Source organism: Pseudomonas sp. B707 (assembly GCF_022496685.1).
Classification (GTDB): domain Bacteria; phylum Pseudomonadota; class Gammaproteobacteria; order Pseudomonadales; family Pseudomonadaceae; genus Aquipseudomonas; species Aquipseudomonas paraglycinae.
The window spans coordinates 45,832-66,501 of record NZ_WTVE01000033.1; the positions used below are offsets into that span (position 1 = coordinate 45,832).

Consider the following 20,670-nt stretch of genomic DNA (forward strand, 5'->3'; position numbering starts at 1 on the left):
CATGCTGCTAGACGTGTTGGATAAGCAGATTGACCGGGAAATCCCCCAGCGCGGTGCTGACCTGCAGCTCCCTGTTTTTTGTGACTGCGGTGCTCGAAAAAAGTCCCTTCAGATTTTCGTCAGAGGCGTCGAACGGTAGAACGACCCGTGTATCGCCCCAGCGCAGCGCGTCAACCATCGGCACAGCACTGTTTTCCAGCAATGTTGCGCAACGGATCGGCACGATCACGATGATCCGTCGCTCCCCATGCTCACGGGCAAACGCGAGCACGTTGTGCGCCTGGCTGCCCAGTACCTCGAGGGCCTGGTACGAACCCTGGCGAAACAACTCGGTGTCGTCGGCGCGCAGGCGCAGCACCTGGGCGATCAATGCTTGCTTGATTCGCCCGTCGCGCCAGTTGACCAACAGTTCCTGAACCGGAGCGGGAGCCTCCAGCGCCTGCTGCCGGGCGGCGTAGTCCACTGGCCGGCGGTTGTCCGGGTCGACCATGCTGAAGTCCCAGAACTCGTTGCCCTGATACAGATCCGGCACCCCCGGCACGGTCATGCGCAGCAAGGTTTGCGCCAGACCGTTGAGAGCGCCGGCGGCAGCGATGCTGTTGACGGTCTTGGCGAGCGCACCGCGCAGCAGTTCGCCTTCGGGGGCCAGCAGCAGTTGTTCGGTGAACGCCTGAGCCGCGTTTTCGTAAGCCTCGTTCGGCGCACTCCAGCTGCTTTGCAGCTTGGCTTCGCGCAGGGCTTTCTGCTGCCACTGCCAGACGCGTTTGGCGTAGTCGGCGAAACCGGCCTGATCGTCGTCGCGCAGGTCCAGCGGCCAGCTGCCGAGCAGCGCCTGATAGAGGATCAACTCGTCCGCCGACGACGGCAGTTCATCGTCATCGCGCAGCGGCCGAGCGAGCGCGCGCCACAGCTCTATCTGCTCGGCATACCAATGGCTGCGTTCGCTGAGCACGGCCAGCCGCGCGCGAGTGTCTTCGCCGCGTTTGTGGTCGTGGGTGGCGGTGGCCAGCAGGTTATCGGGGAAGCTCGCCAGACGTTGCTGGTTCACCGCGTGAAAGTCGCTGACCGGCGCGCTGAACTGCTCGGTGTTGTAACCGACGTCATTGCGCGACAGCAGCACTGCCGAGCGATACAGCGCGGTGTCTTCCACGGCTTTGGCCGCGGCCGGCGAAGTGAGCTGCTGAAAACGCACGCAGGCATGCTTCAGAATCTTGCGCGAACGGCCACGGGGTTTGCGCCTCCACGGCTGGCCGCCAAGCCAACCGGCTACGGAGTCCAGCACCGGCCAATCGGCTTCGCTCAATGTCTGCCGCGCACCGTCCATGGCCTGCTGGAAAAACACCTCGTCCCGCGCCGAGCGGCCCATCGGGGTGATGTAGGTGCGATAGACCGGGAAGTGCACGATCAACGCCTGCAACACCCGACGAATCGAGCCGAGCGTGAGGTCGCGGGTCATCAGGTCATCGCGCGCCACTTGCAGCAGGGCCTGGGCGACGCTTTCGCAATCGCTGGCCAGCGAGCCGTTGAGGATCTGCTGGCGCGCCAGTTGCGCTTCTTCGATAAACGCGGCGGGACGCTCGGTGCGGCGCTTCCACAAATCGCCCAGCACATGTTCGCCGTCCGGATCGTGTTGCAGCAGCGACAGCTGATTCATGAATTCGTAGCCGGTGCTGCCGTCCACGGCCCAGTCGGTGGGCAGGGTTTCGCCGTCGCCGAGGATCTTCTCGACATAGATCGGCAAGTGCCGGCCCGGCGCCAGATGTTCGAGCCGACGGCGCAGTTTGCGGCAGTAGCCGCGCGGGTCGGCTAGACCGTCGATGTGGTCGATGCGCAGCCCGTCGATCAATCCCTCGCCGATCAACTGGAAAATCTTTTGGTGGGTCGCTTCGAACACTGCCGGACGCTCGACGCGCAAACCGCCGAGTTCGTTGATGTCGAAGAAGCGCCGCCAGTTGATGTCATCCGCCGCCGTGCGCCAACTCGCGAGGCGATAGCTTTGCCGCTCCAGCAATTGGTGCAGGCGTTGAAAACCTTCTTCGGTCTTCGAATCGTAATGCGTCAGGTTGCGCTGAATGGCCTGGAGGATCTGCGGGTCCCTGGCCAGTTGCTGAAGTTCTTCCTTGAGCGGGATGGCCAGCGAACGGGCATCGGTCTGATAACTGAGCGCGCTGAAGCGGTCGGCGAGGGCCTTGAGCGCTTTGTTCGGGGCGTCATCGGATATGAGCAGTTCGCCGTAATCGCCGGGGCAGATCGGGAAGTGATGCTCGTAATGCTCGACGTGGAACGTGCCGCTCTCGGCGTTGAAAACCAGCGGCAGGGTCGCGTCCTGGAGCGCGACGCCGTAATCGCTGCCGAGAAACGGCAGCAGCAACTGGCCTTCCATCAACGGGTCAGGGGAGTGCCACTGAATGTCGAAGAACTCACCGTAGGGGCTCAGTCGGCCCCATTCCAGCAGGTCAAGCCACCACGGGTTGTCGCCGCCACCGACCGCCATGTGATTGGAGACGATGTCGAGGATCAGCCCCATGCCGTGTTCGCGCAGGCTGGCGACCAGACGGCGCAAGGCCGGCTCGCCGCCAAGTTCCGGATTCACCCGGGTCGGGTCGACCACATCGTAGCCATGCATGGAGCCGGCGCGGGCGGCGAGCAGCGGTGAGGCATAAATGTGGCTGATGCCGAGTCGGGCGAAGTACGGCACCAGCGGCACCGCCTGATCTAGGGTAAAACCGCGATGAAATTGCAGGCGGACCGTGGCGCGCAGTATCTGGATAGGCAATGCACTCATTGGTCACGCTCGGCTGCCTGGAGGCGGGCACACGCCAATAGTTCCAGGCGTCTTGCTGCGTCGACACCGTCGAGCAGCGCCTCGCTGGTAGCCGGCAAGCGGCGCGACCAGTTCGGGTGGGTGTCGATGGTGCCGGGCAGGTTGGCCTGCTCGTCGAGGCCCAGCGCGTCTTCCAGCGGCAACAGCACCAGCGGCGCGCGGGTGTGACCGAGGAAGCGGACAGCGGCATCGACCACTTGATCAGCCTCGTGGGATTCCTCGCGAAAGTTTTGCGGATCCTGGCTCAAGGCACCGCGCAGGCCTTCACGCTCGCGTTGGCGGTAACGGCGCCAGTCGATTTCGCCGTTGGCATCGATCAGCCCCAGTCGCGCATTCCAGTCGATGTCGCGGCCATGCCACCAGCCGTTGAGTGTTGGCAGATCGTGAGTGCTGGTGGTGGCCAGAGCGTTGTCCGGCCAGTCGAGGATCGGTTTGAAATGGGTGTTGTCCTGTTCGAACAGCAGCACGCGCATGCCGAGCATGGCCCGGGCGATGAGTTTTTCCCGCAGGCCATCGGGTACGGTTCCGAGGTCTTCTCCGAGCACGATCGCTTGATGGCGATTGGATTCCAGCGTCAGCAGACGCAGCAAGTCGTCCACCGGGTAATACAGGTACGCACCGTCTGCCGGGGCGGAACCGTTGGGGATCACCCACAACCGTTGCAGACCCATGACATGGTCGATGCGCAGCCCGCCGGCGTGGGCGAAGTTGGCGCGCAGCATCTCGATAAACGCGCGAAAGCCGTTACGCACAAGACCTTCCGGAGAAAACGCGGAAATGCCCCAGCCCTGGCCCGAGCGATTGAGGATGTCTGGCGGCGCGCCGACGGTCAGCGAGGCCAGCAGTTCGTCCTGAAAGCTCCAGGCCTGACTGCCGGCGCCGTCGGCACCCACCGCCAGGTCAGCGATCAGGCCGATGCCCATGCCGGCGCTGCGAGCGGCGGTCTGGGCGCGTTCCAGGCAGCGGTGAATCAACCATTGGCAGAACGCGAAGTAACTGATGCGCTCGGCGTACTCCTCGGCAAACGCGCCGAGGGCGGCGCCGCGCGGGTCGTGCCAGTGCTCCGGCCATTGGCGCCAGTCGAGGCTTTCGCCACGGGCGGCGCGCATCTCCTGAATGGCTTCGAAGCGGCAGTGGTTCTCCAGCGCTTCGCCGCCGGCATCACGAAAGCTGGAGAAGTCGGCGTGCAACGGGTGTTCGCCGCTGATGAAGCCGTCGTACAAGGCTTGTAGCAGTTTCAGTTTGGCCTCGGCGGCTTTCGGCCAGTCGATCAGTTTCAGGTTTTCCAGTTGTTCGAACTGATCGTTCAGGCCAGTTGCGTCAATCGCATCGCGCAGCGCGCGCTCGCCGAGGATCGCGCCCGGTGCGGCGTACAGCGGATTGAGAAACAGCCGACTGGACGGCGAGTAAGGGCTGTAGCGCCCGGTGTCGGCGCTGAACATCGCGTGCAGCGGGCTGATCGCCAAGGCATCGGCGCCGCGCTCGCCGGCCACCCGGGCCAGTTCTTCCAGGGCCTGAGTGTCGCCGAAACCGCCATCGCCGGGACGGCGCAAGCCATAAAGCTGCACGCTCAGGCCCCACGCGCGCGGGATCGGGCTGTCCACCGCGTCACCCACGCTGAAGCAGCGTTCCGGTGCCACGGCCAGGGTGAATTGTTGATCGGCGATATGCACTTGCTGGTAGCCGACCGGAATTTCGCCGGGCAGCACGGCCTCGGCATCCAGTTTGAGGCTCAGGCGCGAGCCGTCTTCAAGGTGAATCTCGCAAGGGGTTTCGGGTTCGAAATAACGGGCCAGGTCCACGCCCACGCCAACATCGGCAGTGAGCAGTGGCGGCAGATGGCGATTTTCCTGTACCTGTTGCAGTTCAAGCAGGCTGGCGTCGATTTCCTGGGCCGTTCCGGCCGGGTGGCCGAGGCCGGTCAGCACATTGCGCAGCACCGCCGGGGCGACTTTTTGCGCTCGCCCGTTGGCGTCGATCCAGTCGACGGCAAGGCCGGCTCGGCTGGCGAGAATTTCCAGTTGCGCATCGCTCATAGGCGCTCTCCATCCAAGGGTGGCAAAGGGGTTGCGGCCGTGAGGCTGACGAGCGCGCAATACGGGGGCAGTTGCCCCTCATCCGACAGGCCTGTGTCGGGTGGCTGGCGAAACAGCCACACCGAATCAGTCTGTGGAAGGTTGACCACTGGCGTATCGCTGAGGTTCAGGTCGATTCGCAGCTCGCTGCCATCGCCCAGCCGCCAGCGCGCGCTGACCGCCCCGGGCCCCAGCACCTGGGCGCCGAGTGCCTGCGTTCCGGACAGGTTGGGAATGATGTATTGATGGCGCAATTGCAGCAGTTGGCGGTACAGCGCCAACGTCTCCCGTTGCCGAGGCGTGCCGTTACCCGTCAGGCGAGGTTGTGAGGCGTGAAAGGTCTGCTCGGCGTTGGGGTCGGGAATCTGTTCACGCTTGTGCGGATCCGAGAAGGCACTGAATGCCGCGAACTCATTGCGCCGACCTTCGCGCACCAGTTTCGCCAGTTCGCCATGGTGGCTGGTGAAAAACAGGAACGGCTGTTCGGCGGCGTACTCGTCGCCCATGAACATCAGCGGAATCATCGGTGACAACAACAGCAGCGCTGTCGCAGCCTCCACCGCGCGCGGGTCGGCCAATTGATGCAGGCGCTCGCCGAAGGCACGGTTGCCGATCTGGTCGTGATTCTGCAGGAACAGCACGAATGCGGTGGAGGGCAGATGCTCGCTTGGCTCGCCGCGGGGTTCGCCGTGGCGGGTGATATGCCCCTGAAACACGAAACCCTGGCTCAGGCAGCGGGCCAATTGCTCGGTTGGTTGCAGCGCGTAGTCCGCGTAATAGGCGTCGGTTTCACCGGTCAGCAACACGTGCAGGGCGTTATGGCCGTCGTCGTTCCACTGCGCGTCGTAGTTCTCCTCCAGCAGGCTGGATTGGTTGAGTTCGTTCTCGATGGTCAGCCAAACGTAGCGGGCAGGGTCGATCTGCTGACGGATACGATGTGCCAGTTCAGGCAGAAAATCGGGGCTTTGAATGGCGTGCACCGCGTCCAGGCGCAGACCGTCGAAACGGTATTCCAGTAGCCACATCAACGCGTTTTCGACGAAGAAGTCCCGCACTTCGCGACGACGGAAGTCGATGGCCGCGCCCCACGGCGTGTGTTTGTCTTCGCGAAAAAAGCCCTTGGCGTAGCGGTGCAGGTAATTGCCGTCGGGGCCGAAGTGGTTGTAGACCACGTCCAGAATCACCGCCAGGCCATAACCGTGGGCACTGTCGATCAAATGTTTGAGTTGTTCCGGCGTGCCGTAACTGGCCTGCGGCGCGTAGTGCAGCACGCCGTCGTAGCCCCAGTTGCGATCGCCGGGAAACTGCGCGATCGGCATCAGTTCGATGGCGGTGATGCCGAGCTCCGCGAGGCGTGAGAGATGCTGCTCGACTTCGGCAAATCCGCCGAGCGCGCCGACATGCAGTTCATAAATGACCGCTTCATTCCAGGGGCGCCCTTGCCACGTGGTGTTGCGCCAGGAATAACGGTGCGGATCGACCACCACGCTGTGGCGGTCGAGATCACCGTCCTGCGCCCTGGAGGCCGGGTCGGGCACCTCCAGTTCGCCATCGATATTGAAACGGTAGCGGCTGCCGGCAGGGCAGCGGGTCTTGATGACAAACCAGCCCTCGCCCTGGGGCAGCATGGGCAGGGACTGGCCGTTGTCCAGCTCGACGCTGACGTAAAATGCATCCGGCGCCCACAGCGCGAATTGGGTGTGCTCGGCATCCAGCATGATCGCGCCGTGGGGCCAGCTTTCAGGTGTCCGTGACGGCATCGTTGAAAACCTCCCTGGTTATTTGTGGTGCGTTTTACCCAGCGCCTTGGCCACCAGTTGTTCGTAGAGTTCGGCGTAGGGTTCGACAGCCTTGCACCAGTTGAACGGCGCAGCCATCGCCCGGCAACGCATGGCGTGCAGCAGGTCGGGGAAAGCAAACACCTTGAACGCGCGGCTCAGGGCTTCGCGGTAGCTGTCCGCGGTCGATTCGTTGAACAGGAAACCGGTAACACCGTTTTCAATGGTGTCGGCCAGCCCGCCGGTGTTGCGTGCTACCGGCAGCGAGCCGAAGCGCTGGGCGTACATCTGGCTCAGGCCGCACGGTTCATAGCGCGATGGCATCAGCAGGAAATCGCTGCCGGCAAACATCCGGCGGGCGTCGGTTTCATTGAAGCCGATGCGCACGCCGATCTGGCCGGGGAAGCGCAGCGCCAGTTCACGCATGGCCTGTTCTTCTTCCGGTTCGCCACGGCCGATGATCGCGATCTGGCCACCGTTCTGGACGATGTATTCCGATACCGCTTCGGTCAGGTCGAGGCCTTTTTGATAGACCAGACGCGAGACCACGGCAAATAGCGGGCCTTCGGAATCTTGCAGACCGAACAGTTCGCGCACATGGGCGGCGTTCACCGCTTTGCCTTCCCAGTCACCGATGGCAAACGGTGCAAACAGATGTGGATCGGTGGCGGCATCCCAGCTTTCATCGATGCCGTTGGGAATGCCGCTGAGCAAACCTTGCTGGGTCTTGGCGGCGAGAAAACCGTCCAGACCGCAGCCGAAATCCGGGGTAGTGATTTCCTGCGCGTAAGTGGCACTGACCGTGGTGATGTGGCTCGAATAAGCCATGCCGGCCTTGAGGAACGACATCTTGCCGTAGAACTCCATGCCTTCCTGTTGCAGGGCATGGGCGGGAATCCCGAGTTCCGGGCAAGAGCCGAGGCTGGTCACGCCTTGATACGCGAGGTTGTGAATGGTGAACAGGGTCGGCGTGCGCTGCCCGCGCCAGTGCATGTACGCAGGTGCCAGCCCGGCCGGCCAGTCGTGGGCATGCACCAGATCCGGGCACCAGTGGATTTGCGCGAGGTTGGCGGCGATATCGGCGGCGGCCAGACCCAGACGGGCGAAGCGGATGTGGTTGTCCGGCCAGTCGCGACCGTTGTTGGCGCCATACGGGCCGCCGTCACGGGCGTAGAGTTCAGGGCAGATCAACACATAAATCACCAGACCGTCGGGCATGTCCATGCGCCCGATCTTGCAGGGCGGCAGCGCGGCGTGCCCACCCAGTTCGCCGATGATGTGGATCGGATTCTCGCTGTTCATCACTTGCGGGTAACCGGGGATCAACACCCGGACGTCATGCAGGTGCGCCATGGCGCGGGGCAGGGCGGCAGAGACGTCTCCCAGACCGCCGGTCTTCACCAGATCGGCGATTTCCGAGGTCACGAACAACACTTTCTTCTTGTTCGGGTTCTGACTGGCCACTGGCGTCAGCGTCTTGGTGCCCGGGACGCTGATCGATCGGCTGCCGGGAACGCTTACGGTGCTCGAGTCACCCATCGGCTGATGAGCCCGTTCTCCCTGAATATCCAATGCCGCACTGATCATATGAATCTCCCGTCTTTTTTGATCTGATTCTTGTCTTGAACAAGCGATGTCCATGGCCAGGTCCTGTGGCCGGGCGCAAACGCGCCACGCATCGGTGAGCAAACGCTACCCAACACGTGCAAGCAGAATGGGTGAGGGGGCCATTGCAAGACTTGAACCAGTCGCTTTGGCCCTGCCTATCAGATGACCCGCCGCGATCTGCAAAAGTTTCGACGAATTTTTGACTTTATGACCGGCCGGTTTTACCCCGCGAAAACCAGTCTAGGCCAGATCCTAGAGCGGGCCAGGGCAATCGGATGAATTGTTCGACAATCTGTTGCGGGCTCACGAAATCCGTGGCTTTGGGAAGGCGGGCGCCCCGACGAAGTGCATGTTTGGCAGGGTTGATGATGCAAAATGGTGACCGGTCGGTCACGATTTTGGGCGCCGGGAAAGTGCGAGCGCACTGTTGCGGTGCGGACAGTTGTGTTGGCGGGCGGACAGCGGGTGCTGCTTCACGGGCAGGAATTGCCCGCGAAGGCGAGGAGGCTCAGTTGAGCAGGCGGATCGGTTCTCCAGCTGACCAGGCTTGAATGTTGTCGATCATCTGCGAAAAGAACAGCTCATAGTTCTGGCGGCTGACATAGCCGACATGGGGCGTGGCCAGCACGTTATCGAGGGTGCGAAACGGGTGCAGGGTCGGCAACGGCTCCTGATCGAACACGTCGAGGGCTGCACCGCCGAGGCGCTGTTTCTGCAAGGCCTTGATCAGCGCCGCCTCGTCGACAATCGGTCCGCGCGCGGTGTTGACCAGCAGCGCGGTCGGCTTCATCCAGTCCAGCGCCTGGGCATCGACCAGCCCCCGGCTGCGATCACTGAGCACCAGGTGCACCGACAGCACGTCAGACTGTTCGAACAATTGCTGCTTGCTGACATAAGTGACGCCGGCCTGCTCGGCGCGCTCGGCGGTGAGGTTTTCGCTCCAGGCGATCACGCGCATGCCGAACACCTGACCGAACTGCGCCACCCGTTGACCGATGCTGCCGAGCCCGAGAATGCCGAGGGTCTTTCCGTGCAGGTCGCCGCCCAAGCCTTGCTGCCATTGGCCGGCGCGCAAGGCGTTGGCCTCGTTCAGCAGATTGCGGGTGGCGGCCATGATCAGCGCCCAGGTCAGTTCCGGTGCCGCGTGCTTGTAGCTGTCGGTGCCGCTGACCTTGATCCCGAGGCGGGCGGCGGCCGGCATGTCCAGCGCCGCGTTGCGCATGCCACCGGTGACCAGCAGCTTCAGATTCGGCAGGCGTTTGAGCAGGTCTTCATCGAAGCGTGTGCGTTCGCGCATCACGCAGATCACTTCGAACTGGCCCAGACGTTCGGCCAGCGTGGCGTTGTCCGCCGGGTACTCATGGACGAAGGTGACTTCGCCGAGACTGTCGAGCACCGACCATTCAACTACGCCCCGCGCGACGTCCTGCCAGTCATCGATCACCGCAATCTGCACCGCCATCAGCGTTACCTCTTCAACGAACGGGATTGGTTTTGTCCAGCCAGCCGAGCAGTGCCTCGTGGAATTTCGCCGGCTCTTCCATCTGCGGCGCGTGGCCCATGCCGGGGAATTCCACCAGCGTGGACTGAGGAATCAGTTTTGCCACCTGCTTGCCCAGCACCTCGTAGTGGCCGATTTTGGCTTTCACTTCGGGCGGCGCAATGTCCTTGCCGATGGCGGTGGTGTCGGAAGTGCCGATCAGCAGCAGGGTCGGCATCCTCAGGTCCTTGAACTCGTAGTACACCGGCTGGGTGAAGATCATGTCGTAGATCAGCGCCGAGTTCCATGCGACCTGAGTCTTGCCCGGGCCGTTGCTCAGGCCCGCGAGCATGTCGACCCAACGGTCGAATTCGGGTTTCCAGCGGCCGTCGTAATAGGTCGTGCGTTCATAGTCGCGAATGCCCTGGGCGGTGACTTTCAATTCGCGCTGATACCACTGATCGACGCTGCGATACGGCACGCCGAGGGCTTTCCAGTCTTCCAGGCCGATCGGATTGACCAGCGCCAGTTGCTCGACCTGATCCGGGTATTGCAGCGCGTAACGGGTGGCGAGCATGCCGCCGGTGGAGTGGCCGAGCAGGGTGGCTTTCTGGATGCCCAGCGCCTTGAGCAGTTTCTGGGTGTTGGCCGCCAGTTGCTGGAAGGTGTACTGGTAGTGATCGGGTTTGCTGGAGGTGCAGAAGCCGATCTGGTCCGGGGCGACCACCCGGTAGCCGGCCTCGCTCAGGGCCTTGATCGAACTGTCCCAGGTCGCGCCGCAAAAATTCTTGCCGTGCATCAGCACCACGGTGCGTCCGTTGGCCTTGCCATCAGCGGCGACGTCCATGTAACCCATCTGCAGCGACTTGCCCTGGGACTGAAAGGCAAAGTGCTTGAGGGTGTAGGGATAATCGAAACCTTGCAGCTCCGGCCCGTATTGCGGGCCTTCGGCGTGAGCAAGCAGGGGCAGGGCGGCGGTCAACACCAGGCCGGGCAGCCAGCGGGTCAGCGACACAGACATAGGACAACTCCACAAGAAATCGGCCGATGCTGGAACGGCCGGATTAGGGCGACGTTAAACACAGGCAATCCCCGGGCCGGATCGTTCAACCGAGCCAGCCAAGGGTGAGCATCGCCAGCACCCCGTAGCGGGCGCCTTTGGCGAGAGTGACGATCAGCAGGAATCGCCCAAGAGGTTCGCGCATGACCCCGGCGATCAACGTCAGCGGATCGCCGATCACCGGCAGCCAACTGAGCAGCAGGGACCAGTGACCATAGCGCTGATAGTGAACGCGGGCGCGCGCCATGTGCTTCGGGCTGACCGGAAACCAGCGCCGGTCCTGAAACCGTTCCAGCCCGCGCCCCAGCCACCAGTTCACCAGCGAACCGAGGACATTGCCCAGCGTCGCCACGGCCAGCAGCCCCCACAACCAATAACGGTCGCTGACCAGCAGCCCGACCAGCACGGCCTCCGATTGCAGTGGCAATAACGTCGCCGCACCGAATGCGGCCAGGAACAGCCCGAGATAACCCGCCGTCATCAATGGGCCGGGTAATCCGCCACCACCACATCGGCACCGTCTTTCTTCAGGCCGATCACTTGATACGCATCGCTCATGCCGTCCATTTCCATGCCCGGCGAGCCCATCGGCATGCCCGGTGCGGCAACGCCCAGCAGGTCGTCACGCTTGCTCAGGGCCAGCACCTGTTCCGCCGGGACATGGCCTTCGACGAATTTGCCATTGATGATTGCGGTGTGGCAGGACGCCAGACGTGGCGGAACGCCGTGTTGCTGCTTGAAGCTGCTCATGTCGGATTCGACGTGGTCTTCGACCTTGAAGCCATTGGCTTCCAGGTGGCTGATCCACTTTTTGCAGCAGCCGCAGTTGGCGTCGCGGTGGACTTCGATCGGGATAAGGTCGGCGGCTTGCGCCAGGGAGGAGATGAACAGGGCGCTCAGGGCGGCCAGACGCAGGTGGTTTCGCATGGAGGGCTCTCGGATCAAAGGAGGAACGGTCAAAAAAGGAAGGCATTTTGACCTGTTTTTCCTGCCGGGCATCAACGGAGTGTTTCCAAGTGATACGGGGCAGGCCTGCCAACATGATCGTAGATCAAAGCTGACAGGCCACTGAGCGCAAGATGACAAAACCGTCAGCGAACCTTGAAGCGCCCCATGATCGCGCTCACCCGGCTGTTGGCTTCCAGCAGCTGACGGGTGTTGAGTTCGCTGGCCTGGCCGCTTTCCACCAGCTCGTCAACCATGTGGCGGATCTGCACCATGCTGCGGTTGATCTCTTCGGTGACCGCGCTTTGCTGCTCGGCGGCGGTGGCGATCTGGGTGCTGAGGCTGTTGATGTGGCTGACGGAGCCGGCCATCTCGTCGAGGCCGCTGTTGACTCGCGCAGTGGCGTCCGCGGCTGACTGACAACTGGCCTGGGTGTTTTCCATGGCGCTGACCGACGAGCTGACGCCCTGGGTCAGGCGGCTCAACATTTCGTTGATTTCCGAGGTGCTGGCCTGGGTACGGGCGGCGAGGGCACGCACTTCGTCTGCCACCACCGCAAAACCACGGCCCTGTTCTCCGGCACGCGCTGCTTCAATTGCCGCGTTGAGCGCCAGCAGGTTGGTCTGGCCGGCGATGGCGCCGATCACGCCGAGGATTTCGGTGATGCGCTGGGCGTCCTGCTGCATGCTTTCGACCTTGTGGGTGGCGCTGGCCACTTCGTCGATCAGTGCGACCACGCTGCTTGACGCTTCGCCAACCACCACTCGCGAACGGTCGGCGTTTTCGTTGGCGCGCTGGGTGAAGGCTGCGGTTTCAGCGGCATTCTGGGCGACGCTTTCAGCGGTCGAACTCATCTCGTTGATGGCGGTGACGGTCTGGTCGGTTTCCGAAGCGTGGCGCAGCAGAATCTGACTGGTGTGCGCCGAGGTGCGTTGCAGATTGTCGAGGCTCGAAGCCATGGCGCCGGTGGCCTGGGTGACCTCACCGATCATGTTCTGCAGGTATGCGATGAAGGTGTTGACCGAATGCCCGATGGCGCCGAGCTCATCTTCAGCGCGGATGGTGATGCGCCGGGTCAGGTCGGCATCGCCGCTGGACAGCGAATCGATGTTGGCTTTCAGCGCTTTCATGCGCGAAACCAGTTGGCGAATCGCGTAGACCTGCAACAGCACCAGCAGGATCACCAGCGGAATCTGCAGCAGGCTCAGGCTGCTGAGCACGTCGTCACGCTGGGCGGTGAGCATTTTGGTCGGCAGTGCGGTGGCGAGGAACCACGGGGTGCCTTCGATCGGGCGCATGAAGAAGGTGCTGGCTTCACCGTGGTTGTCGAATTCGACGCGCTGCGCCTGCTCGCGATTTTGCAGTCCGGCCTTGACCTGGCTGGCGAAGGTCGAGCCGCCGGCCAGTTCGCTGATGTTCTTCAGCACGATCGGCCCGCTGATGCGCGAGCTGTTGCTGATGATCTTGCCGTCGGCCTCGACGATCAGCATTTCGGCGTTGAGGTCTTTTTCCTTGCGCGCCACCAGCTCGTTGAAGAAGCCCAATGTCACGTCGATGGTCGAGACGCCCCAGGCGCTGCCGTGTTTCTGGATGGCCATGGCGCAGTTGGTGCGCGGTTCGGCGCTGGCGTCATCTTTATAGGCAGCGGCCCAGGCGCATTGGCCGCGCGGGGTCTGCATGCCGCCCTTGTACCAGCTCTGGTCGTAATAGTTGGGGGCCGCGTCGCTGTTCCAGAAGGTGTTCACCGCCAGTTTGCCGGAGGCATCGCGGTGCCAGAACGTACTGAACTTGTTGCGTCCGGCCTCACGCTGACCGGGCAGCGGCCAGATGCCGCCGCCGAAGACTTTCAGTTCGCCGTATTGATCCACCAGCCCCGGCAACACGGTGTCGATGGCCGCGCTGTCGAGCAGCGGGATGGTTTGGGTAATGCTGCGCTGTTGCGCCTGGACCTTGTTCAGTTCGCCCTGGATTTGCTCGGCCACTTCAGCAATGCGGTTGAGCACCACTTGCTCTTCGGTGTGGCGCAACTTGGGCGCGACCAATTGGCTGATGCCAACCACGGTGAGCACCGACAACAACAGAATGAACAGAACCAGAAACAGCGTGTAACGAGCCTGAATGGTGCGGAATGCGGGCATGGAAACCGGTCCTTGAGCAGGGATTCTTATTGTGGGCAGGGGAAACAAACAGCGCGGGTTTCCTAACGTATCGTCGGGTCCTCGGGAAGCTTTAGGTACTTTCGTCCTAAAAGAGGCGATCCCGACCAAAGGAACGTATCCGACCTGATACACGAGAACTAACCGTCCCGAACATTAGAGCAACAAACCCACTTTCATCACATTGTCATGAACGCTCTAGTCCCGTATTTCCGGGGCTGTTGCCGGTTTGTATCGTGAATGTACAAAAATTGTAAAAAAGTGCAGAAAGGAGTTGGTGCCATTAGTTTGCCGGCCGATACTCCGGGCAACTCAAAAGTGGTTCAACAAGGAATTTTTCATGTTTTCCTCGCAAGGAGCTTGCTCATGACTATCGGCTATACCGGTGCCTGGCAACCCAAGGCGGGTTTGCTGGTTCGAGATACAGGAAGCTCGAGCAAACCGGTTTCTCAAAGTGTGAAGGTCAAGCAGATGCTGGCCCTGGTCGGCAACGACCCCACCGCGATCAGTACCGCAGAGATGGACAAGCAGGGTCTGCACAAGAACATCAAGGGTTTCGATCCCACCAATGTTTCAGCCAAGCAATTGGGCAGCCTCAGTGCAATGTTGCGTAGCCGGGGCCTGATTTCCGAGATCACGTCCATGACCTTGCTCAATGCCGGCGACAAGTTCGATCGCTTCGGCATCCAGAAGGATCCGGATGCCAAGTTCAATGCGCTGGAATATTTCGCGACACAACTGGATACCATCCAGAACAACAATCTCAAGGGCAACAAGTACGCGAATACGTTGATCCCCGAGTACAAGAAAGCCATTTACGTACTGCAGAACCTGCAGACTTACGGTCAGGGCGGGGAGCGCAAGCCTCCTACCGATCAAGGTGTCAAAGCCAAGGCATGATAGACAGGGCCCGCCCCGGTAACGGGGCGGGCCCTTTCGTTTATGGGCGATTGCCGCAAGCGTGGAGTTTTGGGCGCAAGGCGACCTGCCGCTGCATCCCGTCATGCAACCGCTGCATCTGCGGGCAATGCAGCGTCAAGGATTTTGGCTGGAAACCGCGATGAAAAAGCGCCAGCCATCCTGCACTTCTGTCATCGGGCGCCAGCCCGCTGAACACGAACCCCATCGTCGATAACCGGCGCCAGGCATTGTCAAACCCTTGTGCCAGCCTGAGCCTGATCGAAATCAGCCAATGTCCGGGCAGTTGTTGCAGCTGCTTGATCAAACTGTCGTCCACTTCACTGAAAATCCCGTCATATCGCCCCCATCGCTGTTCCAGCTGCGCCGGTGCGCCGACCCAGGGCGACACGTTCGACCGCGTTCCGAACACGTCGCACATCTGCTGCATGAACTCACGGCATTCGTCCGGCCAGGTCAAGGCCGGCAGCGGGCGCTGATAACCATCGACCGGGGCGTAACCCATTACCAGCGATTCCGTCACCGCGCCGCCAAAGGGCGACGGTGCATGGTCGGGCAACAAGCCGGTGTTGTGAAAACCAAGGCCGGCAGCCATTTTCTGGGTGTAGGGATGATGGGTCATTTGCTTGATCGTGACCCCCTGATATCCCAGCGCCTGCGCATGGATCAGCAACTGTCGACTCAGTTGCGTGGCGACGTTTTGCCCACGGATCTGCGGATCCACCACGCTCAGTGCCAGTTCGGCGAGGGACGATTCTTTGTCGAGAATCAATGTGGAATGCCCAGCCACTTGACCGTTCGCCACCGCCACCAACGAGTGCCAGCGGCCGTCGGCATGGTTCTGGCTGATCATCCGGGGCAGATACACATGCGGCTGGGCGTAATGGTCGCCGTAGATCTTTCTGAACAGGCGACTGACCGCCGGAGCGTCACTGGTGCGGTAGCCTCGCAGGGTGATCGCTTCCATCAGCAAGGCTCCTGGCCAGTGCCGTTGTAGACGCGCCGATCGAGCACACGTTGACGCTTGCCGGAGCGTGGATGGCGTGCCAGTTCCTGAACCTTGCAGCAGCGAATCCGCAATACCAGCAGGTGATCGGCGCTCAGTTGCTTGATCAACGGATAGTCTTCGATCAATGCACTGTGCAGCGTCTGGTCGGCCTCAGCGTTCGCAGGTGTCAGGGCGTCCGGCGCCCAGTGCAGGCTCAGGATATCCATGGCGCCGTCCTGCTCGATCACCAGTTGCCAATCATCGCTGCCGGTGACGCGCCATACGGTGTCGCCGATCGATTGCGGCAGCAGGTTCAGAATGCCCACCCGCACGCGCTGGCTGTCGGCGCAGCGGCCCATCAACGCGAACTTGCGCCGGGGCGTTCCCGACGGCTCACGCCAGCAAGCACGATCGCCCACCGGGTAGCGGATCAGCGGCATCAAACGGCGCGTGAGATTGGTCATCACCAGGCGCCCGACCCGGTCGCATTCATCAATCACTTCACCGGTGTGCTCGTCGAGAATTTCCAGCACACCGTGACTTTCGGGGATCCGATGCTCGCCCAGGGCACAGTCACGATGGCTGGCGCCAATGAATCCGGCATCGACACTGGCGTAGCCGATGGAGGCCACCCGGGCCTGGGGAAACACTCGCGCCAGCCGCTGCAACTGAGCATCAAACAGGCTTTCACCGGCGTAGAGCAGGGTGGTGACTTCCTTCAGAACCCGGCCGTGTTGTTCTAGCCATGCTGCGAAGGTCAACAGGTGCGCAGGCACGCCGGCCAGGACATTGATCCGGTGCCGGGCAATCGCATCGGCCAGGACACTTGGGTCGATATGGCCGGTGAAGGGAAACTCGATAACCTCCGTTTGTACATGCGCCAGCGCATCGTGGGTAAAGATGAAACTGGCATACAGGTCGCCGACGAAAAACAGGTTGGCGACGCGGTCGCCGTTGCTCAACTGCGAGCCGAGACTGCGACCGAAGTCCGCCACCAGCGTCTGCCATTCCTCGCGCCGGAACAGTGAAAACTTGCCGTCACTGGTAGTTCCTCCCGTTTTGAGGATCAGCGCGTCATTCAAAGGCGCCGTCATGACGGGCCAGTGGTCGAGGTCATGACTGCCTTTCCAGTAAGCAACGGGGTCAATCACCGGCAATTGTTCCAGCGATGTGACGGGCAGGGAAACGTCGGCGAAGTGGTTCGCATAAAAGCCCGAATGCTCTCGTGCAAACGTGACCAGTTCTTGCAGTTCAAACCCTGTGTTCATGAGCGGCTCCTTGCCTGTTTGCGCGGGGACCGACACCCCGATTGTCGATCAGCAGCGGTGTCTTGCCGCTGTGTTTGTTACGGGTAAATCCGTCGCTGCGGCAGACCTCCACGTCCACGGTCAGAAGACCCGTCTGGATGAGCGTGGCCAGCGTCGGATACTCCAGCAGGCGACGCTGAACATCATCGGGTTGCCGTGGACTGCGAAAGCGCATGCGCTCGAGTCCGTCGGGGGCATGTTCGAGGATCAGCTGGAACTCGCTCTGCAGGTGCTCCGCCAGTAGCGCCAGGCAGATGAAGTCCGTGCCGATGCGCATCAACCTGCCGTGACGTTGCAGCAGTTCGAAACGCGGCGTGGGCAGCCCGCAGTCACACAGACCCGGAATCCAGCGACCGCTGTCTCCGACGTCGTAGCGCTGCACGTCCTGCCCTTCACGTTCGATGGAGGTGAACACCAGACGCCCGGTTTCACCGCCGATCACCGGCCGATCGGCCTCGAATTCGACGATTTCCAGGTGCTGGATATCGCTCATCAGATGAAACACGCCATCGCCGGTGGCCGGGCAGGCATGGCCGAGCGGCCCGGCGTCGACACTGCCGTAAACGGCCGATCGGATCAGCCCGACGCCACAGTCGCGCATCAGCGCGAGGCTTTGTTCACCGGGGTGTTCGCCGCCGAGGAAGACCTTTTCGATCCCGCCATATTCGCGCAGCCGTGCCTGCTCATTGAGGAACAGACGGTTCAGGGTGCTGGGCATGCCGACCAGCACGGTGACGCGTCGGTCGATGATTATCTGCGCGATCTCGCGGTAATCGTCATCGGCCGGCGCGCCCATCGGCAGGTGCGTGGTCCCCAACATTTCCAGCACTTTGGAAAAACTGAAGAAACCGCCATACAGCCCGCCACTGAAGAACAGGTTCATCACCCGGTCGCGGCTCGGGTCGAGACCCGCCGCGAACAAACCGTCGGCGGTGGCGCGCATCTGTCGCTCAAAATCGCGGTAGCTGTAGCCGGCCAACGCCGGGGTGCCGCTGCTGCCGCCGGAGCGGAAGTACAAGCGGGCCGCCGGATGGATCGGGCGGGTGACAAAGGTGTCTTTGCTCATGATCGGCAAATCGGCCAGGCAGGGTGGTGTCGGCAGCGGATCAAGCGTGGCGCGGGTTATCAGCGCCGTGGCCGGCAGGCTGACCGACACGCGCCGGCTCAAGCGTTGCAAGGCATACACACCGTCGTGGGGTTCGCCTTCGTAGCCGTCGTGAATCAATTGCACCGGGGTAACCCGTGTAACGCCCGCAGCGATCAGCGTTTGAGCCAGTTCGGCCATTTCGTGTTCGGCACACATCAGCGCGGCGCTTTGCAGCACGTTTCGCCAAGGCAAGAGCACCTCGCAGGCTTGCGAGCGCGACAGGGGTTTAAGCAACAGGCTGCGAAACAGCGGCGAGGGGCCGAGTGTCTGGTCGTGGCTCCAGATGACGCGCCAGTCCGGTGTTTGCCAGACCTGACCGCTGACACCGGCAAAGCTGTGTGCCAGTCGCGCCATCGCCGTGCGGGTGGTGATTTCCGAGGCCTCCTGAATCGACGGCAACAGGGCTGGCCAGTGTCGGGCGCGGCGTTCGAACGCCTCGGCAAGGCCCTCGCCGATTGAACGCAAAGTGTTTTCATCGTCACTGTCTACCAGCAGCCATTGCGGGCTGGAGCAGGCCTGCTGATCGAGGCGGCAGACTTCATCGGCCACGGCGTCCAGGGCTTGCGGCGTGACCGCTGCCGGTGTCAGGTAGATGAAGCTGATGCGGTGGCCCCAGTCGATCCAGCGACAGCCGGGCGCCAGTTGCTGGCGGATGGCTTGCAGTGCTGATTCACCGCCCCACGCTGAAACGCCGTTGGCCTGTTGGCACAGTTGACCGATCTGGGCCGTGCTGGCCGGAACGACGGCGACATGCGCGGCGATCTGGCCGGTCGCATCGCACTGCGCCAATTCATGAAGTAATTGCGCCGTCACACCCTGATCGCTGCTGCTGGGGCGCAACCAGTTGACGTTGCCGGCCAGCAGGCCTTCGATCACCGCACAGAAAGCCAGCAGCGGCGCATTGCCGGGGGTGATGTGGACCACCAGGCCCAGCGGGCTCCAGCGTTCAAAGCGTGACTGGCGATAGTCGAGGCGACGCAGGCTGCCCGGTTGCTCGCCGAGCTCGCGCTCAAGCTTGCACCGAAGGCCAGCGGGTTGGCAGAACTCGATCAGTGACTGACGTTGCTCGGCATCGATGGGCAATGCCCTGTGCGGGTCTTGCAGACGTTCGGCAAAAGTGGCTGCTGCGCCAAGCACAGTCGACGTGTCGAGCGCCGTGGCCAACCGTTGTGGCAAATCCGGATAAAGTTGTTCCAGCGCGAATTCCAGAGTGCAATCGTTGTGAAGCTTTCCGTTGATCAGGTACATATCAATACTTCCCCAGCAGTTCAGAGGCGGCCAGGGCGCAGCTTCGACCGGCCGTGGTGGCGGCGCGGCCATGCAGTTCGAACCAGTCGCCGGTCAGCCCGCAGTCGCAACTGGCGCCTGGATGCAGGGTGGCAAGATCGCTCATGACCACCGCGTGCGCGGGGCTCGATGAGATGTAAGGCGAGACAAAGCTCAGCAAGCCCTGACGACCGTAAGGCTGAACCGTAAAGTCAGCGGGATGGCGCACGAAAACCTTCGAATAGACCGGTACATGGAAACGGTGCTGAGCACACTCTAGATAAGGCACCGCATGCTCGACGGCGCCGTAGCCGTCACGGCAGCGGGACATCTCGATGCCCAATTGGCGGTGAATGCGCTCGTACAGTTGCTGGCGGGGAATCTCTTGCGCCGCGTGGGTTTTCCAGCCGCCGCCAAACAGCGTCAACGAGCCTTGCGCCAGTTGCAGATCAGCCATCCCGGTCGCCTGCATGCGTTGCAGGGTCTGCCAGAGAAACGCCGGGAAGCCGAAGATCCGCACCGGCAAACCTTCTTCGGCGAAGGACTGCAATGCAGCGATCACGCCAAAGCCGTCGAATTCATGACCACCGCCCGTACGGCGCAGTGCGTAGGCCACACGATTGATGGGGGCGAAGCGGCATAGAAACTGATCGGTGAATGACGTTCCCAGGCTGATGCTGCCCTCGGGTTCATAGCTCAGCAGCAGGTAGTTGCACGGAGTGTGCGGGGTGTCCCAGTCATAGTGCTGGAAAATCCGCTCGACCATGTTCTGGGCCGCCCCCAGGCTGCGTTCGTCGTAACGCATGCGGCTTTTCTCGCCACTGGTGCCGGAGGAGGTGAGTTCCAGCGCGTCCATCCCGGTGGGGCTGAGCAGGACCTGGCGCTTGAAATAACTGGCGAAGATCGGCGGAAGGCGTGACCAGTCATCTAAGTGGTCCAGGTCACCTGCGTTCAGGCCGTTGGCATTCAACCAGTGTTCGTATCCCGGAGTGTGCTGGCTGTGAAACCGGCTGATTTCGGCCATGGCCTGGTTAAACAGTCCGTCCGGCACGGAATCCGGGCAATAGGGTTGCGTCAACGCGCAGAGCGCGTCGCTGTGGGGGAAGTGAATCATCAGG

The 20,670-nt window shown here is 62.1% G+C and carries 14 protein-coding genes; 1 reads left to right on the plus strand and 13 read right to left on the minus strand.

Going from position 1 to position 20,670, the window contains the following annotated elements:
- Positions 1 to 7 precede the first annotated feature (7 nt).
- The 9 genes from GQX66_RS22585 to GQX66_RS22625 form a co-directional block, all read right to left on the minus strand.
- Entirely contained in the window at positions 8 to 2,785 is a 2,778-nt protein-coding gene (locus tag GQX66_RS22585; protein WP_240871578.1) for a malto-oligosyltrehalose synthase, read from the minus strand.
- On the minus strand, positions 2,782 to 4,860 hold the full coding sequence (malQ, locus tag GQX66_RS22590; protein WP_240871581.1) for a 4-alpha-glucanotransferase: 2,079 nt from the start codon (positions 4,858 to 4,860) through the stop codon (positions 2,782 to 2,784). The genes GQX66_RS22585 and malQ overlap by 4 nt, the downstream gene beginning before the upstream one ends.
- Complete coding sequence (treZ, locus tag GQX66_RS22595) at positions 4,857 to 6,659, minus strand: malto-oligosyltrehalose trehalohydrolase (protein WP_240871582.1); 1,803 nt, start codon at positions 6,657 to 6,659, stop codon at positions 4,857 to 4,859. The genes malQ and treZ overlap by 4 nt, the downstream gene beginning before the upstream one ends.
- Positions 6,660 to 6,677: 18 nt before the next feature.
- Positions 6,678 to 8,264: a glycogen synthase GlgA gene (gene glgA, locus GQX66_RS22600; RefSeq protein WP_085745816.1), complete on the minus strand. Its 1,587-nt coding sequence runs from the start codon at positions 8,262 to 8,264 to the stop codon at positions 6,678 to 6,680.
- Between the two features lie 529 nt (positions 8,265 to 8,793).
- Positions 8,794 to 9,747: a D-2-hydroxyacid dehydrogenase family protein gene (locus tag GQX66_RS22605; RefSeq protein ID WP_240871584.1), complete on the minus strand. Its 954-nt coding sequence runs from the start codon at positions 9,745 to 9,747 to the stop codon at positions 8,794 to 8,796.
- Between the two features lie 13 nt (positions 9,748 to 9,760).
- Positions 9,761 to 10,786 (minus strand): alpha/beta hydrolase, encoded by a 1,026-nt coding sequence (locus GQX66_RS22610; RefSeq protein ID WP_236188642.1) that lies wholly within the window; start codon positions 10,784 to 10,786, stop codon positions 9,761 to 9,763.
- 85 nt (positions 10,787 to 10,871) lie between these two features.
- Positions 10,872 to 11,306, minus strand: a complete 435-nt coding sequence (locus tag GQX66_RS22615) for a YqaA family protein (protein WP_011333971.1) — start codon at positions 11,304 to 11,306, stop codon at positions 10,872 to 10,874.
- Positions 11,306 to 11,752: a DUF411 domain-containing protein gene (locus tag GQX66_RS22620; protein WP_007957572.1), complete on the minus strand. Its 447-nt coding sequence runs from the start codon at positions 11,750 to 11,752 to the stop codon at positions 11,306 to 11,308. The genes GQX66_RS22615 and GQX66_RS22620 overlap by 1 nt, the downstream gene beginning before the upstream one ends.
- Before the next feature lie 164 nt (positions 11,753 to 11,916).
- Positions 11,917 to 13,908: a methyl-accepting chemotaxis protein gene (locus tag GQX66_RS22625; protein WP_240871594.1), complete on the minus strand. Its 1,992-nt coding sequence runs from the start codon at positions 13,906 to 13,908 to the stop codon at positions 11,917 to 11,919.
- Between the two features lie 384 nt (positions 13,909 to 14,292).
- Here GQX66_RS22625 and GQX66_RS22630 point away from each other — a divergent pair, with 384 nt between their 5' ends.
- On the plus strand, positions 14,293 to 14,826 hold the full coding sequence (locus GQX66_RS22630) for a hypothetical protein (RefSeq protein WP_085745811.1): 534 nt from the start codon (positions 14,293 to 14,295) through the stop codon (positions 14,824 to 14,826).
- Between the two features lie 40 nt (positions 14,827 to 14,866).
- Here the strand turns inward: GQX66_RS22630 and GQX66_RS22635 are convergent, their stop codons facing one another.
- From GQX66_RS22635 to GQX66_RS22650, 4 genes are read right to left on the minus strand one after another with little or no spacing between them, the layout of a single operon-like run.
- The gene (locus GQX66_RS22635) at positions 14,867 to 15,811 is read right to left on the minus strand and encodes a GNAT family N-acetyltransferase (protein WP_129972786.1); all 945 of its coding nucleotides are present in this window, start codon (positions 15,809 to 15,811) and stop codon (positions 14,867 to 14,869) included.
- Entirely contained in the window at positions 15,811 to 17,100 is a 1,290-nt protein-coding gene (locus GQX66_RS22640) for a phenylacetate--CoA ligase family protein (RefSeq protein WP_240871597.1), read from the minus strand. The genes GQX66_RS22635 and GQX66_RS22640 overlap by 1 nt, the downstream gene beginning before the upstream one ends.
- Entirely contained in the window at positions 17,084 to 19,534 is a 2,451-nt protein-coding gene (locus GQX66_RS22645; protein WP_240871606.1) for an aldehyde dehydrogenase family protein, read from the minus strand. Before GQX66_RS22645 ends, GQX66_RS22640 begins: the two co-directional genes overlap by 17 nt.
- Position 19,535: 1 nt before the next feature.
- The gene (locus tag GQX66_RS22650) at positions 19,536 to 20,666 is read right to left on the minus strand and encodes an acyl-protein synthase (RefSeq protein ID WP_240871608.1); all 1,131 of its coding nucleotides are present in this window, start codon (positions 20,664 to 20,666) and stop codon (positions 19,536 to 19,538) included.
- Positions 20,667 to 20,670 lie beyond the last annotated feature (4 nt).

Excerpts from the sequence above, each read along its gene's own strand:
- GQX66_RS22585 (WP_240871578.1), bottom strand. The coding sequence starts at position 2,785 with ATGAGTGCATTGCCTATCCAGATACTGCGCGCCACGGTCCGCCTGCAA.
- malQ (WP_240871581.1), bottom strand. The coding sequence starts at position 4,860 with ATGAGCGATGCGCAACTGGAAATTCTCGCCAGCCGAGCCGGCCTTGCC.
- treZ (WP_240871582.1), bottom strand. The coding sequence starts at position 6,659 with ATGCCGTCACGGACACCTGAAAGCTGGCCCCACGGCGCGATCATGCTG.
- glgA (WP_085745816.1), bottom strand. The coding sequence starts at position 8,264 with ATGATCAGTGCGGCATTGGATATTCAGGGAGAACGGGCTCATCAGCCG.
- GQX66_RS22605 (WP_240871584.1), bottom strand. The coding sequence starts at position 9,747 with ATGGCGGTGCAGATTGCGGTGATCGATGACTGGCAGGACGTCGCGCGG.
- GQX66_RS22610 (WP_236188642.1), bottom strand. The coding sequence starts at position 10,786 with ATGTCTGTGTCGCTGACCCGCTGGCTGCCCGGCCTGGTGTTGACCGCC.
- GQX66_RS22615 (WP_011333971.1), bottom strand. The coding sequence starts at position 11,306 with ATGACGGCGGGTTATCTCGGGCTGTTCCTGGCCGCATTCGGTGCGGCG.
- GQX66_RS22620 (WP_007957572.1), bottom strand. The coding sequence starts at position 11,752 with ATGCGAAACCACCTGCGTCTGGCCGCCCTGAGCGCCCTGTTCATCTCC.
- GQX66_RS22625 (WP_240871594.1), bottom strand. The coding sequence starts at position 13,908 with ATGCCCGCATTCCGCACCATTCAGGCTCGTTACACGCTGTTTCTGGTT.
- GQX66_RS22630 (WP_085745811.1), top strand. The coding sequence starts at position 14,293 with ATGACTATCGGCTATACCGGTGCCTGGCAACCCAAGGCGGGTTTGCTG.
- GQX66_RS22635 (WP_129972786.1), bottom strand. The coding sequence starts at position 15,811 with ATGGAAGCGATCACCCTGCGAGGCTACCGCACCAGTGACGCTCCGGCG.
- GQX66_RS22640 (WP_240871597.1), bottom strand. The coding sequence starts at position 17,100 with ATGAACACAGGGTTTGAACTGCAAGAACTGGTCACGTTTGCACGAGAG.
- GQX66_RS22645 (WP_240871606.1), bottom strand. The coding sequence starts at position 19,534 with ATGTACCTGATCAACGGAAAGCTTCACAACGATTGCACTCTGGAATTC.
- GQX66_RS22650 (WP_240871608.1), bottom strand. The coding sequence starts at position 20,666 with ATGATTCACTTCCCCCACAGCGACGCGCTCTGCGCGTTGACGCAACCC.